The sequence below is a fragment of the Shewanella sp. Isolate8 genome (assembly GCF_022398495.1).
GTDB lineage: Bacteria > Pseudomonadota > Gammaproteobacteria > Enterobacterales > Shewanellaceae > Shewanella > Shewanella aquimarina.
This window is the reverse complement of sequence record NZ_JAKEVI010000001.1, coordinates 1,712,304-1,731,468: the sequence shown is the minus strand read 5'-3', so window position 1 is coordinate 1,731,468 and position 19,165 is coordinate 1,712,304. Positions and strand designations below refer to the sequence as shown.

At 48.6% G+C, this 19,165-nt stretch carries 16 protein-coding genes; 3 read left to right on the top strand and 13 right to left on the bottom strand.

Going from position 1 to position 19,165, the window contains the following annotated elements; translation table 11 throughout:
• Position 1: 1 nt before the first annotated feature.
• The 10 genes from uspE to ccoN form a co-directional block, all read right to left on the bottom strand.
• Positions 2–934 carry a universal stress protein UspE gene (uspE, locus tag L1D43_RS07605; RefSeq protein ID WP_239850543.1) on the bottom strand — a complete coding sequence of 311 codons (933 nt, stop codon included), beginning with the start codon at positions 932–934 and terminating at the stop codon, positions 2–4.
• Positions 935–1,028: 94 nt separating this feature from the next.
• Positions 1,029–1,778: an electron transport transcriptional regulator EtrA gene (gene etrA, locus L1D43_RS07600; protein WP_041511248.1), complete on the bottom strand. Its 750-nt coding sequence runs from the start codon at positions 1,776–1,778 to the stop codon at positions 1,029–1,031.
• A gap of 55 nt (positions 1,779–1,833) precedes the next feature.
• Positions 1,834–2,526: a sulfite exporter TauE/SafE family protein gene (locus L1D43_RS07595; protein WP_239850542.1), complete on the bottom strand. Its 693-nt coding sequence runs from the start codon at positions 2,524–2,526 to the stop codon at positions 1,834–1,836.
• On the bottom strand, positions 2,523–2,708 hold the full coding sequence (ccoS, locus tag L1D43_RS07590) for a cbb3-type cytochrome oxidase assembly protein CcoS (RefSeq protein WP_239850541.1): 186 nt from the start codon (positions 2,706–2,708) through the stop codon (positions 2,523–2,525). Before ccoS ends, L1D43_RS07595 begins: the two co-directional genes overlap by 4 nt.
• Entirely contained in the window at positions 2,705–5,104 is a 2,400-nt protein-coding gene (locus tag L1D43_RS07585; protein WP_239850540.1) for a heavy metal translocating P-type ATPase, read from the bottom strand. Before L1D43_RS07585 ends, ccoS begins: the two co-directional genes overlap by 4 nt.
• A gap of 6 nt (positions 5,105–5,110) precedes the next feature.
• Positions 5,111–5,590: a FixH family protein gene (locus L1D43_RS07580; RefSeq protein ID WP_041511252.1), complete on the bottom strand. Its 480-nt coding sequence runs from the start codon at positions 5,588–5,590 to the stop codon at positions 5,111–5,113.
• 110 nt (positions 5,591–5,700) lie between these two features.
• On the bottom strand, positions 5,701–6,669 hold the full coding sequence (gene ccoP / locus L1D43_RS07575) for a cytochrome-c oxidase, cbb3-type subunit III (protein ID WP_239851095.1): 969 nt from the start codon (positions 6,667–6,669) through the stop codon (positions 5,701–5,703).
• Positions 6,670–6,671: 2 nt separating this feature from the next.
• The gene (locus tag L1D43_RS07570; protein WP_041511253.1) at positions 6,672–6,839 is read right to left on the bottom strand and encodes a CcoQ/FixQ family Cbb3-type cytochrome c oxidase assembly chaperone; all 168 of its coding nucleotides are present in this window, start codon (positions 6,837–6,839) and stop codon (positions 6,672–6,674) included.
• Positions 6,840–6,854: 15 nt separating this feature from the next.
• Positions 6,855–7,460: a cytochrome-c oxidase, cbb3-type subunit II gene (ccoO, locus tag L1D43_RS07565; RefSeq protein WP_041511254.1), complete on the bottom strand. Its 606-nt coding sequence runs from the start codon at positions 7,458–7,460 to the stop codon at positions 6,855–6,857.
• 12 nt (positions 7,461–7,472) lie between these two features.
• Positions 7,473–8,900, bottom strand: a complete 1,428-nt coding sequence (ccoN, locus tag L1D43_RS07560) for a cytochrome-c oxidase, cbb3-type subunit I (protein WP_041511255.1) — start codon at positions 8,898–8,900, stop codon at positions 7,473–7,475.
• 264 nt (positions 8,901–9,164) lie between these two features.
• Here ccoN and L1D43_RS07555 point away from each other — a divergent pair, with 264 nt between their 5' ends.
• The gene (locus L1D43_RS07555; RefSeq protein ID WP_239850539.1) at positions 9,165–9,662 is read left to right on the top strand and encodes a hypothetical protein; all 498 of its coding nucleotides are present in this window, start codon (positions 9,165–9,167) and stop codon (positions 9,660–9,662) included.
• 123 nt (positions 9,663–9,785) lie between these two features.
• Here the strand turns inward: L1D43_RS07555 and L1D43_RS07550 are convergent, their stop codons facing one another.
• A complete protein-coding gene (locus L1D43_RS07550) occupies positions 9,786–11,357 on the bottom strand; it encodes a DUF3369 domain-containing protein (protein WP_239850538.1) in 1,572 nt (523 codons plus the stop codon).
• Positions 11,358–11,681: 324 nt separating this feature from the next.
• Between L1D43_RS07550 and L1D43_RS07545 the strand changes: the two genes are divergently transcribed.
• Positions 11,682–12,953 (top strand): site-specific integrase, encoded by a 1,272-nt coding sequence (locus tag L1D43_RS07545; RefSeq protein WP_239850537.1) that lies wholly within the window; start codon positions 11,682–11,684, stop codon positions 12,951–12,953.
• Positions 12,954–14,319: 1,366 nt separating this feature from the next.
• Here L1D43_RS07545 and L1D43_RS07540 read toward each other — a convergent pair.
• Entirely contained in the window at positions 14,320–15,255 is a 936-nt protein-coding gene (locus tag L1D43_RS07540) for a GGDEF domain-containing protein (protein ID WP_239850536.1), read from the bottom strand.
• Between the two features lie 313 nt (positions 15,256–15,568).
• On the opposite strand from L1D43_RS07540, the gene L1D43_RS07535 reads away from it, so the two are divergent.
• Complete coding sequence (locus L1D43_RS07535; RefSeq protein WP_239850535.1) at positions 15,569–17,971, top strand: ATP-binding protein; 2,403 nt, start codon at positions 15,569–15,571, stop codon at positions 17,969–17,971.
• A gap of 91 nt (positions 17,972–18,062) precedes the next feature.
• Here the strand turns inward: L1D43_RS07535 and L1D43_RS07530 are convergent, their stop codons facing one another.
• Complete coding sequence (locus L1D43_RS07530) at positions 18,063–18,983, bottom strand: manganese-dependent inorganic pyrophosphatase (protein WP_011865773.1); 921 nt, start codon at positions 18,981–18,983, stop codon at positions 18,063–18,065.
• Positions 18,984–19,165 lie beyond the last annotated feature (182 nt).

Genomic DNA, 19,165 nt, shown 5'->3' with positions numbered 1-19,165 from the left:
ATCATTCCTCTTCTAGTGGTGACTTATAGCCGTCGGGTTTAATGGCCAGTAGGTCACAGTTAATGCTGTCGATCACATGCTCTGCGGTGTTACCGATTAGCGCCGCCGAGAAGCCAGTGCGGCCGACGGTTCCAAGAATCACCAACTCGGCGTCGAGTTGCTCGGCCAATTCGGGGATGACATCCTCCGGCAGACCTTCCTTGATGTGGCAGAAGTCGCTGGAGATACCATAGTTGCTGGCCAGGTAACACACCCGCTGCTCGTGCTGCATGCGAATGGTTTCGCTATAGGTGTGCGCGTCAAAGTCAGGTAGCTCGATGGCCAGGTTAACTGGTGTGCCTGGATAGCCGTTAACCAGATGTACCTGAGCATCGAACTTCTTGGCTAAGTCTTGGGCGTGTTCGATGATCTTGCCGTTAAGGGTTTGGTGATCATCATCTTCCGAGGCCACGTTGATGGCACACAAGATCTTACCGGCTACCGGCCAGTCATGTTCTTTCACCAAAAGAACCGGCACTGGCGCCTTGCGCATCAAATGCCAATCGGTGGGGGTAAAGATCACAGACTTGAGCTTATCGTGCTCGTGAGTACCCTTAACGATCAGATCATAGCTACCCTCGATTGCGTGGAGGATGATGCTCTCGAAGGGGCGGTTATGCCAGATCACTTCGCTATCGATGGCGACGCCACTGTCTTTGTAGCCAGCCAGGATATCGTCGAGCCAGGCGCGACGCTGTGCAATGACTCCCTGGCGCATGGCTTCACGCTCATGACCCGAGAGGATAGAGGTCATCTCGTAGGAAAAATCGAAAATAGAGAGAAAAACGGTGATTGACGCTTGGTTTTTAGAGGCGAGTTCGACGGCTCTGGCGAGGGCTGATTGCTTGTCGCTTGTTGGATCCACTACAACAAGGATCTTATGATAGTCCTTCATAGATTCTTCCTTTATCTGAGGTGGTACTTAAATAATGAGCGATATAGGGCAAATTGCCTTGTTTTAGATCAAATTTGCCCAGAAAACCGGCTAATTAGCGGCCTATCTTATTGTTACCGGCTAACTTATTAAGCGAGTCAAAATCGACGATGGTAATGTACTTTCCTTTTACCTCGATCAATTCTGCTTTTTGGAAGCGTCCCAGCAGACGGCTGATGGTTTCAACGGTCAAACCAAGATAGTTACCTATGTCACCACGTGTCATTGTGAGGCGGAACTCCTTGGGAGAGAAGCCACGACTGCCAAAACGACTGGCCAGATTGCTGATGAAGGCCGCTAGACGTTCTTCGGCGTTCTTCTTACTCAGCAGCAAGATCATTTCCTGATCGCTTTGGATCTCATTGCTCATGAGACGCATGATCTGTTGTCTGAGCTTAGGCATGGTGCCCGAGAGTTCATCTAAGGTATCGAACGGAATCTCACAGACCATAGAGGTCTCTAGGGCTTGGGCAAAACTTTGATGGGTTTGCGAGTGAATGCCATCGAAACCAATCACATCACCGGCCAGGTGAAAGCCGGTGATCTGCTCATCACCTTGCTCCGTGATGGTGTAGCTCTTGATGGTGCCTGAGCGGATCGCATAGAGAGATTTTAACGAGTCACCAGACTTAAAAATTTGCTCGCCTTTCTGTATCGGTTTCTTACGTTCGATGATGTCATCAAGCTGATCTAGCTCGTTGTTATTCAACGTGAAAGGGATACATAACGTACCCATACTGCAGTCATGACAATGAATGGCGCATCCGGGTACAGCCGAACGACGACTTTTAATAATATCTGTCATAATCTCTCTCGAATTTCTCAATTAGGCTTATGTTAAACTAATTTAATAGTGACAGCTAGCCTAGCTGAGCAAATGCAATATACAAAGTGTGTATGCCAAAGCTTACTAAGATTAAGCCACTGATAAGCCTTACTTTTTTAGCCTGAACCAACTGGGCAAAATAGCGCGCTGCGACACCGACGCTGACCAATGCTGGCAGGGTGCCCAGGCCAAAAGCCGCCATGATCAAGGCGCCTTGCTGCGCCGAATTTGCCGCGACCGCCCAGGTCAAGGTGCTATATACTAGGCCGCAGGGTAACCAGCCCCATAGTAGGCCTGCCGCAAAGGCTTGTTTTAAATCTTTTATCGGTAGTAACTTATTGGCGATAGGACCGATGAGACGCCATAATAATTTCCCCACTCGCTCAATCTGAACCACACCGGACCAGATCTGCGCAATATACAGACCCGTCACTATCATCATCACACCGGCGAATACGCGCATGCCAATCAGGTAGGCATCGATACTAAAGAGGGTACTGAGCAGGCTGGCCGAGCCGCCCACCAGAGCGCCGGCCGTGGTATAGCTTAAGATCCTCCCCAGGTTATAGCTGAGAATAAACTTGAGCTGAGCCAGCAGAATATTATCGCTGGCTTTTTTAGGGAGCTGCTGGGAGAAGGCGCCCACCAGGCCACCACACATGCCGATGCAATGGCCAGCACCCATTAGGCCGACGAGGAAGGCGCCGGTAATGCTAAAGTCGATCAACGCGGCGTCGACTCGTCTTTGGTGTCTTGAGGCTTCTGCTTGATGTCATCATCAAACAAGATAGATACGCTCTGCCTGTCGAGATCGTCAAACTGTTCAGATTTCACGGCCCAGAAGAAGATGCCTACGGCAACCAGCACAAACAGCATGGCGATAGGGATCAAGACATAGATAATACTCATAAACGAACCTTTAGTAGTCTGAGGCTATTGGCGACAACAATTAATGAGCTGGCCGACATACCTATGGCGGCAATGTAGGGTAACACGTGTCCAGTTACCGCTAAAGGAATGATAAGCAGGTTATAGCCAAGGGCCCAGATCAGGTTTTGCCTGATGATCTGCTCTGTCAGCTTGGCGATACGAACCGCCTGGGGAAAGCGTGAAAGCTGATCGCCCAGCAAGATGAGGTCTGCACTGTTTTTAGCAATATCGGCGCCGCTCCCCATGGCTACCGACAGGTTTGCGCCCGCAAGCACAGGCGCATCATTGACGCCATCACCGAACATGACTACCTGTTTGCCCTGATCTCTTAGCAGATTGATAAGTTTCAATTTATCAATCGGCTTTAACCCCTTATGTAAGGTGTCGATACCCACCTCTGCGGCGACTTGCTCGACGTGTTCGCTAGTGTCACCACTGGCAATACAGGTGGCAAAGCCCATCTCCTTGAGGGTGTACAGCGTTGCCTTGGCATCCTCTCGAACCGTATCGCTCAGGGTAAAACCGGCGAGCAAGCGCGTTTTATCGGCGAGGTAGACGCTGTGATCGCCTTTGATATCGCTAAGCTGAGTGTTACCTCGAATAAAAACTGCGCTGCCGAGAAAATAGCGGGTGTCATTGACACTGGCTATCACACCTTCGCCGGCGACATACTGACTCTCACTTAGCCGATAACCCGTCTGGTAATAGGGGGTGAACGCCTTAGCGATCGGATGAATCGATTGTGACTCCATGGCGGCGGCAATCGCTAGCACCTCGAGGGATTCGTCTTGAGTAAAACGCTGCGTTTCGCGCAGGGTTAAACTGCCGCAAGTCAGGGTGCCCGTCTTATCAAATACCACCTGATCGACTTTAGGCAGTTTCTCAAATACGCCTGGACGGCGCGCCACCACTCCAAGTCTGGTAAAGAGTCCGGTGGCGCAGGTCACCGCGGTTGGCGTTGCTAACGCCAGCGCGCAGGGACAGGTGGCAACTAAGACGGAAAGCGTGACCCAAAAGGCATCTTCAGGCCAATAATGTTTCCACACCAGATAGGTGAGGGCGGCCACGACCAAAATGGTCCAGGTAAAATAGTTGGAGATGGTATCGACGTAGAGGGCCACCTTAGGCTTGTTGTTCGATGCCGCCTCTTGTAAGCGGATGATTTCGGCAACTAGCTGATCTTGCCCGGTCGCGGTGACGTGCACCTTTATCGGGTGGTCCACATTGATGGTACCCGCATACACTTGGCTATTAAGGTTTTTAGTCACCGGCATCTGCTCGCCCGTGAGCATGGCCTCGTTGACGCTGCTCATACCCTCGACGATGTCGCCATCGGCGGCGATCACCTCACCAGGCTTGACCATGATGAGGTCACCCACCTTGAGGCGTTTGGCCGGCACCTCGGTTTGATTACCTTCATCGTCCAGCAGGTTGGCGGTGAGCGGGATAAGTTTATGCAGGTTATTTGAGCTGATAGAGGCCTTCTGCCGTGCATTTTGCTCAAAATAACGGCCAAGCAGCAGGAAGAAGGTAAACATGCTCACCGATTCAAAATAGACCTCACCCTGGCCTGACACTGTGGCGATACAGCTGGCGATATAGGCGCCGCAGATGGCGATAGATACCGACACGTCCATGTTGAGCCTGCCCGATAACATGGCGCGTAGGGCACTAAAGTAGAAAGGCTGCGCCGAATAGAAGACAACTGGCGCGGCGAATATCATGCTTACCCAGCGGAAATAGTCTCTGAATTCCACATCGAGATCGGTGAAGTAATCCGAATAGAGCGCCAAAGCAAACATCATCACCTGCATGGTGGCAAAGCCTGCCAGCCCTAATCTAAGCAGGAATTTGCGGCTATTCTTCTTGCTCTGAATCTCTTCGTCATCCACCTGATAGGGCGCGGCTTGATAGCCGATACGGCTGATCTGCGCCAAGATCTCCGACAGCTTAATCTTCTCCGGATCCCAGCTGACTTGGGCGCGCTCTGTGGTGGTGTTAACCGCTATCTTATTGATACCGTCAATATGCTGCAGCTTATGCTCGATCAACCAGGCGCAGGCCGCACAGGTGATGCCATCTATGGTAAGAGAAGTACTGGCACTCTGTTTGTCTTGATGCACAAAGTCCTGTTGGACCTCTTTGAGATCGAATGCGGAAAAGGCATTGAGCGCCTCGGGCACCAGCGCCGTCTGCTTGCTGCCAGGTTCGGTACGATACTTATAATAGTTGGTGAGTCCCGCCTCTATGATGGCTGCGGAGACAGCCTGGCAGCCGGGACAACACATAGGCTGAGGAACATTATCGATAAGGGTCTCGAATTGGCGGCCGGTAGTCACCGGCTCGCCGCAATGAAAGCAGTTCAACGCATCCATAAAAGATTAGTTTAACCAGTATTGTTGATTATCTTTTAGCTCGAGACGTTTCTGGATGCGCCAGCTGCGATCAAACCCTTCCAGTCTGACTTCCCAACTGCCCTGAATTGGCGTGTTGAGCTTGATATGGTAAACCATGTTGCCATCGGCGGTGGCTACCTGGCCAAAGTCCTTTTCTTGTAGGGTAGGGTGATAGAATTCGACATTGAGCGCCGCGGCATAAGGCTCGCCGCCGTGCTGGGTAAGGGTGATCTCATCTTTCGCAAGATGTAACTCAAACTGTAATCCGAGCTGCTTGGCATGTTTAATCTTACGCAGGTCCATGTTAATGGCCTTGCCGTCTTTGTAATAGTCTTCAGAGACTAGGGAATCTTTGTTTTCGACTGCGAGGAACATGAGGTTCACACTGGCAAATACGGCGCACAGCGGCAGAATAATCAGAAACCAAGGCCAAAACTGTTTATACCAAGCTTGTGGTTTATTCATGGATACTACCTGTTATTTTTGTTGGCCATATCTTACCGGTAAATGGCAGTGATAGCACTTAAAAAAAAGGCCTCGATCTGTCTCGAGGCCTTGGTGTTACTTATATGTAATTACTTGTTTGACAAGCTATAAACATAGGCTGCGATGACATGAACTTTCTCTTCGCCCAAGACATCTTTCCAAGCAGGCATCACGCCAGAACGACCGTTCTTGATGCTCTCTTGGATCACACCGCGGCTACCGCCATACAACCAGGTGTTGTCGGTGAGGTTAGGTGCACCCATGAACTTGTTGCCAGTACCGTCCATACCGTGACAGGCGAAACAACCCTTCATGAATGATGCCTGACCCTGAGCGGCCAACGCTTCATCGTGATCGCGACCAGACAGCTTCACCACGTATTCAGCTAGGCCTTTCAGCTCGCTGTCTTCGATAGGTAGACCGCCTTTTGGAGGCATCATGCCGTGACGACCGTTCATGATGGTCGTCTTGATGGTGGCAAGGTCGCCGCCATATAACCAATCACCGTCAGTCAGGTTAGGGAAGCCCTTGCTACCGCGCGCGTCACTACCGTGGCACTGAGCACAGTTTTGCAGGAACAGACGACCGCCCACTTTGAGGGCTTCTTCGTTCTTCACTAGCTCTTCAAGCGGTGTAGCCAGGTACGCCTCGAAAATCGGGCTGTACTTAGCGTTAGCCTTGACGACTTCTTGGTCATACTGAACCCAGCGATGTTCCTTCTCAGCCAGTTCAACGGCTGCGGCAGAATCTTCCTTGATACCTTTGTCGGTACCAATGCTTTGGTTCGAGCTTGACCAACCGAGGAAACCTTTGAAGTTACCTAGGCCTGGGTACGCCGCCAGGTAGACCACACCGAAGATGATGGTGATGTAGAACATATAACTCCACCACTTAGGTAGTGGGTTATTGATCTCTTCAATGCCATCAAAGCTGTGACCCATTGATTTGCCTTCTTCAACACCAGTGGTGTTTTTAGAGACAACAAACAGTAGGATGAAACATCCTGCGATTACCACAATTGTGAGTACGGTAATCCAAATACTCCAGAAGCTACTCATCATCACTTATGTTCTCCTGAGTCCTTGTTCTTCTCATCATCTGAGAAAACAAGGTTAGCGGCCTCGTCGAACTGAGCCTTACGACGACCACTATAAGCCCATGCAAAAATACCGACAAACGTCACCATGACAACAACGGTAATGATCCCTTGTAATGTGCCGTAATCCATATTTATGCCTCCAATTTATTTCAGTGCGTGACCTAGCGACTGTAGGTATGCAATTAGTGCCTGCATCTCAGTCTTACCTTCAACGGCTTTCTTAGCGTTGTCGATATCTTCTTGAGAGTAAGGCACACCGAAACCACGGAACACTTCCATCTTCTTAGCCGTTAGCTCGCCGTCTAGGACGTTCTCGGCCAACCAAGGGAAGGCAGGCATGTTTGATTGTGGTACTACTGCGCGAGGATCAAGTAGGTGAACTTCATGCCACTTGTCGCTGTAACGACCGCCAACACGGGCCAGGTCTGGACCAGTACGCTTAGAACCCCATAGGAATGGGTGATCCCAAACTGACTCACCGGCAACAGAGTAGTGACCGTAACGCTCAGTCTCAGCACGTAGCGGACGAATCATCTGGCTGTGACAACCTACGCAACCTTCACGGATGTAGATGTCACGACCTTCTAACTCAAGCGCAGAGTATGGACGCAGTCCATTTACAGGCTCAGTAGTGTCTTTTTGGAAAAGCAGGGGAGTGATCTGTACCAGGCCACCAATACTGATAGCAATAACGGTAAAGATACCCAGCAGACCGATGTTTTTCTCGACTATCTCATGATTAAATTTCATCAAATCTACTCCTTATGCTTCAGCCAGCGCTGGCAAAGATTCTTTTGGCGCCTTAACTGTCTTAACCACGTTGTATGCCATCAGTAGCATACCAGTGACGAAGAACAGGCCACCTAAGAAGCGAACAAAGTAGAATGGGTATGACGCTTCCAAACCTTCAACGAAGCTGTAGGTTAGGGTGCCGTCAGAGTTAACTGCACGCCACATCAGACCTTGCATAACACCCGAGATCCACATTGAAACGATATAAAGTACAGTACCGATAGTCGCCAACCAGAAGTGAACGTTAATCAGTTGTGTGCTGTACATACGACCGTGTCCGTAGATTGCAGGGATCAGGTGGTATAGCGAACCGATAGATACCATAGCCACCCAGCCTAGCGCGCCTGAGTGTACGTGACCTACGGTCCAGTCGGTGTAGTGAGACAATGCGTTAACTGTCTTAATGGCCATCATAGGACCTTCGAAGGTCGACATACCATAGAATGACAGAGAAACGATCAAGAAACGCAGAACAGGGTCGGTTCTTAGCTTATGCCAAGCACCGGACAGGGTCATAATACCGTTGATCATACCGCCCCAAGAAGGTGCGAATAGGATCAGAGACATCACCATACCCAGTGACTGTGTCCAGTCTGGTAGCGCTGTGTAGTGCAGGTGGTGTGGACCCGCCCAGATGTACAGTGCAATCAAAGCCCAGAAGTGAACGATAGACAGACGATAAGAATAAACAGGACGACCCGCTTGCTTAGGTACGAAGTAGTACATCATACCCAGGAAACCAGCGGTCAGTAGGAAGCCAACGGCGTTGTGGCCATACCACCATTGCACCATGGCATCGACAGCGCCAGAGTATAATGAGTATGACTTGAACAGGCTGACAGGTACTGCCATAGAGTTCACGATATGCAGCACTGCAACCGTGATGATGAAGGCGCCGAAGAACCAGTTTGCCACATAGATGTGTGACGTGGTTCGCTTAACAATTGTGCCAAAGAACACAACGGCATAGGCTACCCAAACTATGGTAATAGCGATGTCGATAGGCCATTCAAGTTCAGCGTATTCTTTACTGCTGGTCAGACCCAGCGGCAGAGTAATAACGGCTGAAAGAATAATGGCTTGCCATCCCCAGAAGGTAAATGCAGCTAACTTAGGTGCAAATAGGCGGGTTTGGCAGGTACGCTGGACGATATAATAGGATGTTGCAAATAACGCTGAAGTACCAAACGCGAAAATCACGGCGTTTGTGTGCAGAGGTCGTAGACGACTGTACGTTAGCCATGGAGTTTCGAAGTTGAGTTGTGGCCAGATTAACTGGGCCGCGATCAATACACCTACCGTCATACCAATAATCCCCCACAAAACTGTTGTAAGGGCAAATTGGCGGACAACGGTGTAATTGTAATCAGCGCCTTGAGGCTGGGAATGGTTCATCATATTGCTTCCACTGCTTATTACTTATACTTATTGTTTGAGTAAAGTGGCACTTTACCCGGTAAAATGACATCAAAGGCTTGTTTCCCTACGAAACAAACAAGATTGTGTCAATGTGTCACGCAACATTAACGCAAATTAATGCCGAGTAACGCAATGATACTTGAGCAATATCAAAAAAGATAGGAATTATGCGGCCAGGGATATTGATCCAGATCAAACTACCTGGATAGAATGTAAACACTATGATTCAAAAGGTTAATAATTGTGCTACTGAATCGACACTTCCCCGTTACTTCGCTCGTTGCGAGCCTGTTTTTGATGGTCTTGGCAACAGGTTGTGAAAAGCCCCAAAAAGCACCTGAACAAGAGGTAAAATCCGCGACTGAAGCCACCTTTGAAATCGACACCAGCCTATGCGATTTTCATCGAGGCGCTTGCGATAAGCAGGTAGGCGAAACCCTTATTTCGCTGGCGATTTCTCCAGCAGATGTACCAAGCGAAAAACCCTTGTCTGTGACCTTAAGTAGTGGTGCAACACTTGATAACCTCAAGGTAAGGGTTGAGGGCAGAGATATGTTTATGGGCGTTATTCCAGTTATTTTAAGTGAAACGGCTAAAAATGCCTATCAAGGAACGCTAATATACGGCTCTTGCAGCAGCAATTATATGGTGTGGCGTCTTATCGCTAGCTTCGAGATAGGCGGTCAGTCTAAGACAGTTATGTACGACTTCTTGGCCGATAACCCAGGCCGTAACGACTAAAAATTGTACAGGTTGCTTTGTGTAGTGAGCTAGCCCTAGATCCTATTATAAAAAAATAGGATCTAATCGAAGATCGCTGCGTTAGCCAAACTCGTTCCCATTCCAGCTCAACGATAGCACTCGCTAATTGGCATCAGACAGGGCTAATCGCACCTTATTGAAATGTTCTATGTTGTCGATGAAGAGCGTGGTTAGTTCTGGGTCGAAATGGGTACCCGAACCTTTTGCAATCTCTTCAATCACCTCATCTAGCGGCCAAGCGGGTTTATAACAACGTTTGTGGGATAGGGCGTCAAATACGTCCGCGATAGCGACAATGCGCGCAAAGATATGAATCTCTTCTCCTTTCAAGCCATCAGGGTAACCACTGCCATCATACTTCTCATGATGTTGTAGGGCGATAATTGCAGCGGCGTTGAGGATAGGGCGCTCGGAATTTCCCAAGATCTGATGGCCGATGGCTGGGTGCTGGCGCATGATCTGCCACTCTTCATCAGTTAATTTACCCGGCTTTAAAAGCACAGAATCCGGGGTCGCTATTTTGCCGATATCGTGCATCGGCGACGCGTGTTTAATCAGATCCGCCTGTTGATCGTCTAGGCCTGCCAATTTTGCCAGGGTATAGCAGTATTCGGCCATACGCTTAACATGGTTGGCGGCCTCTTTTGAGCGGCTCTCGACCACATCACCCAAGCGGAAGATGAGTTCTGACTGGGTGTCTTCGAGCTCTTTGTTTAGCAGCAGGTTTTCAAAAGCAACCCCCACATTGATGGCAAAGATGTCGATAAGTTTCTTATCCAAGTCCCCAATCGCATGTATGTTGTCCATATATAGCAGGTTAATCCAACCGCTCTTGGCGGGGAAGTAACCGACGAACAAGTTGTCCTCATACAGACAAGCCTTTTCCTCCAAGGCGCGTTTGAGTAATTTCTCTATAGGTTCGGGGATGGCTTTTTCATGGTGACTGGCAAATTGGCCGGTGCCAGCCAAGATGTGGAGTTTGTCTGTACTTAACTCTTTGCTCATTGCGTCGATGGCATTGCAGGTTAACAGCAGGGTCTCATTGTTGAGGTTGAGGAGATTGGCCACCTGAGTTAACAGGCCATCGGCAAAATGATGCAGCGTTCTCAACTCAAACAGGCCGGAGGTGGCCTTAACGACTCGTTCTAGTCCCTCGCGGTAGCGAATCTGCGTCTGCTTGGCCGCTTCGATTTCCATGATGTCGCGGTAACTTCTTAGGGCAGAGTAGACGCTGGTGATCAGCTTACGAGAATCCAGTTCGGCTTTGGCCTTGTAATCGTTAATGTCGTAATTAACGATTACATCTTCTTCCGGCGCTTGCCCGGGCTGGCCGGTGCGTAGGATCAATCTTATGCTTTGATTGTTATGTTCTTCGCGGATCCATTTTACCAGCTCAAGACCGGCATGATCGCTCTCCATGACCACATCGATAAACGCCATGGCCACGTCTTTTTCTTCTTGTAACACGCGCTTAGCTTCTTCGCCGCTATAGGCATTAATAAACTCGATGCCGCGGTTATCTAGCTTGAACCTAGACAGTGCCAGCTTGGTTACCGTGTGTACATCGGGCTCATCGTCGACGATGAGTATGCGCCAGGCCGGTCCTGTTTCTGTTTCGGCTGCTTTCTTTTTACCTGAGAACAGTGGACTCTTTTTTGCCATATCAATCAGCATCCGTACCCCTCTTAGGTGAATTTAATAGACCTTAATATTTAGTGTAGTAACTTGCGCTCAATTTGGCTGGAGAAATTAGACTGGCAAGAAATTAAAATTGTAGAATAAATGAGGCAGTTAGCCAGCTCCGTCAAGATAAAGGATGGCTTAGGCATAGCGGGTAGAGTAACGGTTCCGGCATATTTTTATTCAAGCTAGAGTTTGAATCTTAAGCAGGTGAGTAATTGTTCCCCTAAGTGTCGTATTCTATTGAATATTTTGTATGTTTTATTGTTATAGTAGGTTGAGCGAAACTTAAGTGCCTCAATTTTATGGAGTCGACTCTTGCACGCCATCCCCTTATTTGAAGCTATAGACTATATCGAAATAGGTAATCCCACTGTCAATCAGCATGTTACGGCAATTACCATGAACTGCGTCGAAGATGCGGGCTATGTTTATGAACTGGCGTCGGATCTTCTTTTCGCGCAGCGAGAAAACGAAAATAGCTATAAGAGCTTTCGCAGTGAAATTACCTGCTTCCTACATTGGTGCTTCGATGTAGTTCGGCAGTCGCCCGGGCAGATCAGCAGGCGAGACATGGATAAATTTGTCGCTTACTGCCAGTCACCACCACAAGACCTGATCGGTCAATTTAATGTCGCCCAGTTTAAACTCGACAAGGCGAGTCAGCAGCGAGTCCCCAATCCGTTATGGCGGCCCTTTGTCGGCAAGCGAGGCGAAAAATATCACCTCAGCGATAATGCCCTGAAGACTAAGATGGCGATTCTCTCCTCATTCTATGGCTTCTTGATGGCGGAAGATTACTGCGAGCGCAATCCTGCTCAGGCCTGGATGAACCATTCAAAGTTTGCCCATAAGCGAAAGTTTGCCATGAGCGAAGAGGAGGGCATTGGTCTCGCCTTTACCGAGTTGCAATGGTCCTACGTGATCTCAACCGTTGAACGGCTAGCCAAGGTTGACCCAGAGCAGCATCAACGTAGTCTGTTTTTGATTAAGTTGATATACGGTTGCTATCTGCGGGTGTCTGATGTGAGTGCACGAGCAGGTTACAGTCCTATCATGGGTCAATTTAAGCAGGATAAGCAGACAGGGATCTGGCGTTTTCATATCCCCAAGAGTAAAGGCGGCAAACAGCGACAAATTCCCTTGTCTAATGCGTTATTGACCGCGCTAAAACAGTACAGAAAGTTTTTAGGCCTGGCACCTTTACCTAGCTATCAGGAACAAACCCCAATTTTTGTTCGCCATAGAGCTGCCGGGCGGGGGCGGGAGGCGGGATTGATCGATGCCAACCTAGGCATTCGCCAGGTGAGGGAGTCTGTACAGTCGCTTATCAATCAGGCCGCCGATGTCGCCGAAGAAGATGGACTTTTAGAAGATGCAGAAGTGATGCGAAAGTTGACAGTGCATAGTATCCGCCACACGGGGATCACGCACGATATCAACCTTAATGGCAGGCCGCTTTCCCACGTTCAGGCCGATGCAGGGCATGAGAGCATCGATACCACATCTCAGTATCTTCACACGTCTCAGGCGGAGAGGCACCAGAGTGCAGCCAATAAGCCTTTGGATAGATTAGCCGGCATAGAATGATCAAAAAATCCCGTGTCCGGGCAGACACGGGTAGGGAGCCTAAAGCGGTCGCATCGCTTAAGTATCTCAAACAGGAAAGACTTAATAGACAGGGCTCTAATTTGAGTTGACGATATCAGTTTAAATAGGCTGTTTTGCGATTCCATGTCACTCATATGACGCTTTAGTTAATGCTTAACTAAAAGTTTCTGCCAACCTAAAAATATTATGATGACCGGGTGCGTGAATTTTGACCAGACTTTTAACTATTAGAATGGCGTGCCATTTTTCAAATCGCTTAATGCCGATAAGTATCATTATCGGCATCTGACTAAAATATCTTTTTAGCAATTATTCTGACTAGCAACTCTTATTCTATATGCGATTCTCAATATCAAGACGTCTAAGATCCTTAGGTTACTTTTAAGATCCTTAGGTTACTTTTAAGATCCCTTAGGTTACTTTTGAGCGTTTGCATCTGAGGGGCTAAATTGAATCATCTGGTAAGTTACAAAGACGTGCCGATTACATATTGGTGGCCAGGTTCTGTACTGCAGTTAGGTTAGTCATGCGCGCTGTTTTGCATTACTCCTCTATTGAAAGCCCCCAGATTAAACATCTAAATGTTTAAAATTAGGTAAAGCATTCAAAGTAACGCACCGAAACGATCAACCCCTCAAACCTGGTTGGTTCCTAATCCCCGTAACACCTAGAACATCTAAACTAACCATAGCTTTCCAAGTGCTTGCTGATCGAAGGTTATGATAGCTGACCCAGGAAAAACCAACACAAATTAAACGCGTCGCTACGTGCATGAAATTGCTCAAACAAGGGGATTACCCACCAGATTTCACGTAGCAACGCCTAATGATTGAGCAATCCAAGGCAAGTAAAACCCTGGATGCTGATTAGAATGCTCCACAGAAAGAATATCTCAATGCGTTAGATACCAATAAGGACTTTAGGAAAGGCAAGACGATTCTTTAACGGACTGCCTAAAGGCCAGTAGCTGAATTAAGATATCGACTCGGAGCGCTTGTTGAGATGCCAGTCTTAGTAAATTCGCTTTGTATGAAAAAGAATAGCGATACTGTAGCAACTGTAACTCAGCTAAATGAGCTGAATCTCTATTCCCATAAAAAGAGATAGCACTGATAAAAGAAGAGAAAGGACTTAGTATTATTTAAATTGTTCATTTTAGTGGGCGTATTCGAGACAGATAGCTTTTAGGCTATACGCCGATATGGCAAAATCAAAAGTGAAAGTAGAAATGGCATATAGGCTAGTCTTTGTAAGATTGATATCTGGCTCACTCTCCAGCACAGTCTTAGATACATTAATGCGCACAATGTATATTATGTTAAATAGACTTTGCGGGCAATGTAAGTTACCAGCTTACATTATCTCGCCCTGCATCTTTAGCTCTGTATAGCGCAGCGTCTGCGTCGTGTAGCATCTGCGTCAGGCTCTTACCCGGCTCGAACGAGCTTAGGCCACAGCTAAAAGTGATCTGCAGTGAGTCATCGCCTATCTGAAAACGATTCTTTCTAATCGCATCGCAATAGACTTGTGCAGTGTCTTTAAGGTAGATCTCAAAATCCTTGTCTGTACCAAAGGGTCGATTAACCAAGACGACAAACTCTTCACCGCCCCAGCGCATCAATATATCCTCGGGATCTTGTTGTCGCTTTAATGTCGCGGCAATATGACGCAGTGCTTCGTCGCCGACCATGTGGCCGTAGGTGTCGTTGATCAACTTGAAATAATCGACATCTATAAGGATGACCCCCAGTTCTCCCTGCTGTTGACTGCAGGCGTGATACAGACGTTCGCCAATGGCGATACCTTCGCGGCGGTTGTAAAACTGAGTGAGGTCGTCATAGATGGCATGGTGCGTAAGCTGTTCTTCTAATGCCTTTTGCTCTGTAATATCAAAGATTACACCTATCAGGCCAGCCACTTCGCCTCGATAATCATTAAAACTTGTCTTATGAAAACGGACAAAAACCGAGTCCCCTTCGAGCGTTTTTATCTGTTTTTCATAGATCTGCACGCCGGGATTATCGAAAAGCGCCTGATCGGCCCTTTGGTAGACTTCGGCGAGCTCATCGTCGAAAAGCTCGTACACACTCTTACCAATTAACTCTTCTCGGGTAAGCTTGATGAAAGACTCGAACGCCTTGTTACAGCCCAAGTATACACCATCCTTATCTTTATAAAAGATAGGCACAGGTAGGGAATCTAATGTCAGCTGCAACAGATAACTGTCGCTGGCGAGGCACTGGAGCAGATCAGGATGTAAATTGGACGCGTCATACGGCATATCAAGGGTCTCTTCTTATTTAAACTGACATTCCCTGTACCTAACAAGAGTATAGTTGTGTTAACTACGAGTGCTATATTAACAAGTTAGACTGGCGTTGCGGGATTTAAATTAAATCGGTGTTGTGCTCATGAATTGTCAAAATCATCATCATGACGAGGTATTGCACCAGGCTACCGCTATTTGTACAGATAATGAGCGAACGACCCGCTTGATACGCCTAAATACCTCTTTCAACATAAAAAATGATTGTAAATTGAAAAATGAGCTGCCTACACTGGGCTTAATATTTGTCATATGAGGGCACTCGCCTATGTCAATTTCTCCTCTTGCCAGTGACAAGCTTTATCGTTCTTCTACACTCGCCCTACTCGATCCCAGTATTAAATCGACAAAACAGTTGACGCCGCTAAATGAGATCGTTGGCCAGGAACGGGCCCAACAGGCAGTAGAGTTTGCCATGTCGATGAAAGACAAAGGCTATAACATCTACGCCATCGGCCGAAATGGTCTGGGTAAGCGCACTATGGTGATGCGTTACCTGGACAGGTATGACCCTAACGGTCATCACCAGCTGTTCGACTGGTGTTATGTGGTGAACTTTGACGATGCCCGAACCCCTAAGGTGCTCAAGCTACCTAGAGGTCAGGCCCAGGCCTTCAAGGCCGACATCGAAAACTTGATGAAACGCCTGGTCAAAGCCCTCCCCTTAGCCTTTGACAACGAGCTCTACTATTCACGGGCCGAAAAGCTAAAGGCGCAGTTGGCCGACAAGCAGGAGTCGGCACTGGGTCAGATCACCAAAGAGGCCGCCGCTAAGCAGATCAGCCTGTCTATCAACCCTCAGGGCAGCTACGAGCTGGTTGCCATGAATGGCGAGGAGCCTCACACCGAGTCGAGCTTTGCCGAGCTTAGCGCTAAGGAACAGGCCAGACTCGAGAAAAACATCGGTTCATTAGAGTCTAAGCTGCGTGAGGTGGTGCGTAAGTTCACCGCCTGGGAAGAGAGCTACTCGGATAAACAGCAGAAGCAAGACGAGCAGGTAGCCCAGGAAGTGTTAGTGCATCTGCTTGAACCTTTGAAGGAAAGTTATGCTCAATATCCCGAGGTGAAGGCTCACCTTAATGAGATGCACAAAGATATCTTAGATAATCTGGATATCTTCCTCGAGCAAAATGAAGAGCAGATCGCCCTCTCCTACGCCTCATTGGCCAAGAAGATGCCGCGGCGCTACCAGGTCAATGTACTGGTTAACCATGGCGATATCCCCATGCCGATTGTGATTGAGGAGAGTCCCAACTATCACAACATCTTCGGCTATATCGAAAACGCGACCTATAAAGGCACTATCTTTTCCGATTTCTCCCTGATCCGCCCTGGTAGCCTGCATAAGGCCAACGGCGGCGTGTTGATGATCGACGCCATCAAGGTATTGGAACAGCCCTATGTGTGGGACGGTCTGAAGCGCGCGCTTCGCTCACGAAAACTCAGCCTGAGCTCCCTCGAGCGCGAGGTGACGTTGTCGGGCACCATCTCCCTGGATCCTGAAGCTATCCCGTTAGATGTGAAGATTATTCTTTTTGGTGATTACCAGACCTACCAGTTATTGCAGCACTATGACCCTGAATTTAAAGAGCTATTCAGAGTCACTGCCGATTTTGAAGATGAGATGCCACGTACCGATGCCTCCGAGGTGCAGTACGCGAAATTTATCTCCAGTATCGTCGTGGGCAACAAGATGCTGCACTGTGACCGCGGCGCGATAAAACGTATCATAGAGTTCAGCGCGCGCCAGGCCGATGCCCAAAACAAGTTGTCGCTACATTCGGCGGATATCGCCAACTTGCTGCGTGAATCTAACTATGTGGCCCGCACCAGTAAGTCGAACATGATACGCGCCGGCCATGTGGAGCAGGCGCTGCATAACCATGAACTCAGGGTCTGTCGTCTGCGCGACCATGTGATGCAGAGCTTTATCAACGGCACAACCCTTATCGATACGCAAGACAGCGTGGTGGGTCAGATCAACGCTTTGTCTGTGGTGGCGACATCGGATCATCAATTTGGCGCCCCGAGTCGTATCACCGCCAGCGTTTCCCTCGGTGAAGGCGCCGTATTTGATATCGAGCGCAAGGTAGAACTCGGCGGTCAGATCCACTCAAAAGGCGTGATGATTTTAACCGCTTATCTTTCGACTATCTTCGGCCAGACGGATAAGATCCCGCTTACGACTCACCTCACCTTTGAGCAAAACTATTCGGGCGTCGACGGTGATAGTGCCTCTATGGCCGAGCTGTGCGCCATCGTATCTGCATTTGCCAAGGTACCACTGCGTCAGGATGTTGCCATCACAGGTTCGATGAACCAATTTGGTCAGGCGCAGCCCATAGGGGGAGTAAACGAGAAGATCGAAGGCTTTTTCGATGTCTGTAAGATAAAGGGACGCCATCAGGCTCAAGGGGTGATCATTCCTCGCATCAATGTGCAAAACCTCATGTTAAGAAGTGATATCGTCGAAGCCGTTAAAAAGGGAGAGTTTGCCATCTGGGCGATCGATCACGTTAATGAAGCGGTTGAGATCTTAACTGGCATCCCGGCCGGTGAGCGCGACTTTGAGTTCGAAGATTATCCCAAAGACAGCCTCTATGCCCTGGCCGATGTCAGATTGCAGAAGCTAAGAGATCACGTTAAGCGCACTCAAAAGGCGAAGGTTTAAGGATTAAAGACTAAAGGATTAGAATCCAAATCATTAACCAATAAAAAAGCCGGTACGAGACCGGCTTTTTTTATCTGTGCGATTACCGCAATTAGGCAAAGGCTTCTTGCAGTGGCGGAACCACCTGCTTCTTACGGCTAAGGACGCCGTCGAGCCAGACACGACCGTTCTCGGTCGCCTTACCGTAGGCGCGCTCGGTCAGATCGGCATCATCGGATACGACCAACATCTCTGAGCCTTCTTTCATGATGTCGGTGAGTAGCAGCAGTACGCTGTGGCGATTGCCTTCGGCCTTAAGCGCCGCGATATCGGCTTCAAGTTCAGCCTTAACCTGATCAAAAACAGACAGGTCGATCACTTCTAGTTGGCCAATACCAACCAGGTTACCGTTCATGTTGAAGTCTTTAAAGTCGCGCATCACAAGATCGCGAACCGGCGTGCCTTCTACAGCCGACTTAACCTTAAACATCTCCATGCCTAGCGCCTTGTAGTCTTCGATACCTGCGATCTCAGCCAGGGCTTCGACACACTTGATATCGGCCGTGGTACAAGTTGGCGACTTGAAAATCACTGTATCGCTCAGGATGGCACACATCATGATGCCGGCGATGTTTTTTGGGATCTCGACGTTGTAGAAGTCGTACATCATCTTGATCACTGTGTTACTGCAACCCACTGGGCGGATCCAACACTCAAGCGGTGTAGAAGTCGTCAGGTCACCTAGCTTATGGTGATCGACGATACCGACAATGGTCGCCTCGGCGATATCATCAGGCGCCTGAGTCAGCTCAGAGTGGTCTACGATATAAACCTGCTCACCGGCGTAGTGCTCTTTATACAGCGGGGCTTCAAAACCAAAGCGTTCCAGGATAAAGGCGGTTTCTGGTGATGGCTCACCCAGGCGAGCGGCAATGGCCTCTTCGCCGATTTGGTTCTTCAGGTAAGCCAGTGCAATCGCACCACAAATTGAATCTGAATCTGGGATCTTATGACCCACAACGTACATTGGCATAGTTAACTCTCACAGTAAATTTTGCGGCATTTTATCAAAAGGAAAATCAATTTACATTACTCCCCTGCCTTTAATTGGTTAGACGCTAGTCTAATGCCAGGGTTCAAGATAATTGAGCAGCATAAATATAGGCCAGATGGCGCCGGATGAGAAAACATTCCATCCTCGCCGTATATCTCTCA

Bases quoted from the DNA above. Each gene is read 5' to 3' on its own strand.
- ccoP (WP_239851095.1), bottom strand. From the start codon at position 6,669: ATGAGTAGCTTCTGGAGTATTTGGATTACCGTACTCACAATTGTGGTA.
- L1D43_RS07530 (WP_011865773.1), bottom strand. From the start codon at position 18,983: ATGCCAATGTACGTTGTGGGTCATAAGATCCCAGATTCAGATTCAATT.
- L1D43_RS07540 (WP_239850536.1), bottom strand. From the start codon at position 15,255: ATGCCGTATGACGCGTCCAATTTACATCCTGATCTGCTCCAGTGCCTC.
- L1D43_RS07550 (WP_239850538.1), bottom strand. From the start codon at position 11,357: ATGCTGATTGATATGGCAAAAAAGAGTCCACTGTTCTCAGGTAAAAAG.
- L1D43_RS07585 (WP_239850540.1), bottom strand. From the start codon at position 5,104: ATGGATGCGTTGAACTGCTTTCATTGCGGCGAGCCGGTGACTACCGGC.
- ccoO (WP_041511254.1), bottom strand. From the start codon at position 7,460: ATGAAATTTAATCATGAGATAGTCGAGAAAAACATCGGTCTGCTGGGT.
- ccoS (WP_239850541.1), bottom strand. From the start codon at position 2,708: ATGAGTATTATCTATGTCTTGATCCCTATCGCCATGCTGTTTGTGCTG.
- etrA (WP_041511248.1), bottom strand. From the start codon at position 1,778: ATGACAGATATTATTAAAAGTCGTCGTTCGGCTGTACCCGGATGCGCC.
- L1D43_RS07570 (WP_041511253.1), bottom strand. From the start codon at position 6,839: ATGGATTACGGCACATTACAAGGGATCATTACCGTTGTTGTCATGGTG.
- L1D43_RS07535 (WP_239850535.1), top strand. From the start codon at position 15,569: ATGTCAATTTCTCCTCTTGCCAGTGACAAGCTTTATCGTTCTTCTACA.
- uspE (WP_239850543.1), bottom strand. From the start codon at position 934: ATGAAGGACTATCATAAGATCCTTGTTGTAGTGGATCCAACAAGCGAC.
- ccoN (WP_041511255.1), bottom strand. From the start codon at position 8,900: ATGATGAACCATTCCCAGCCTCAAGGCGCTGATTACAATTACACCGTT.
- L1D43_RS07580 (WP_041511252.1), bottom strand. From the start codon at position 5,590: ATGAATAAACCACAAGCTTGGTATAAACAGTTTTGGCCTTGGTTTCTG.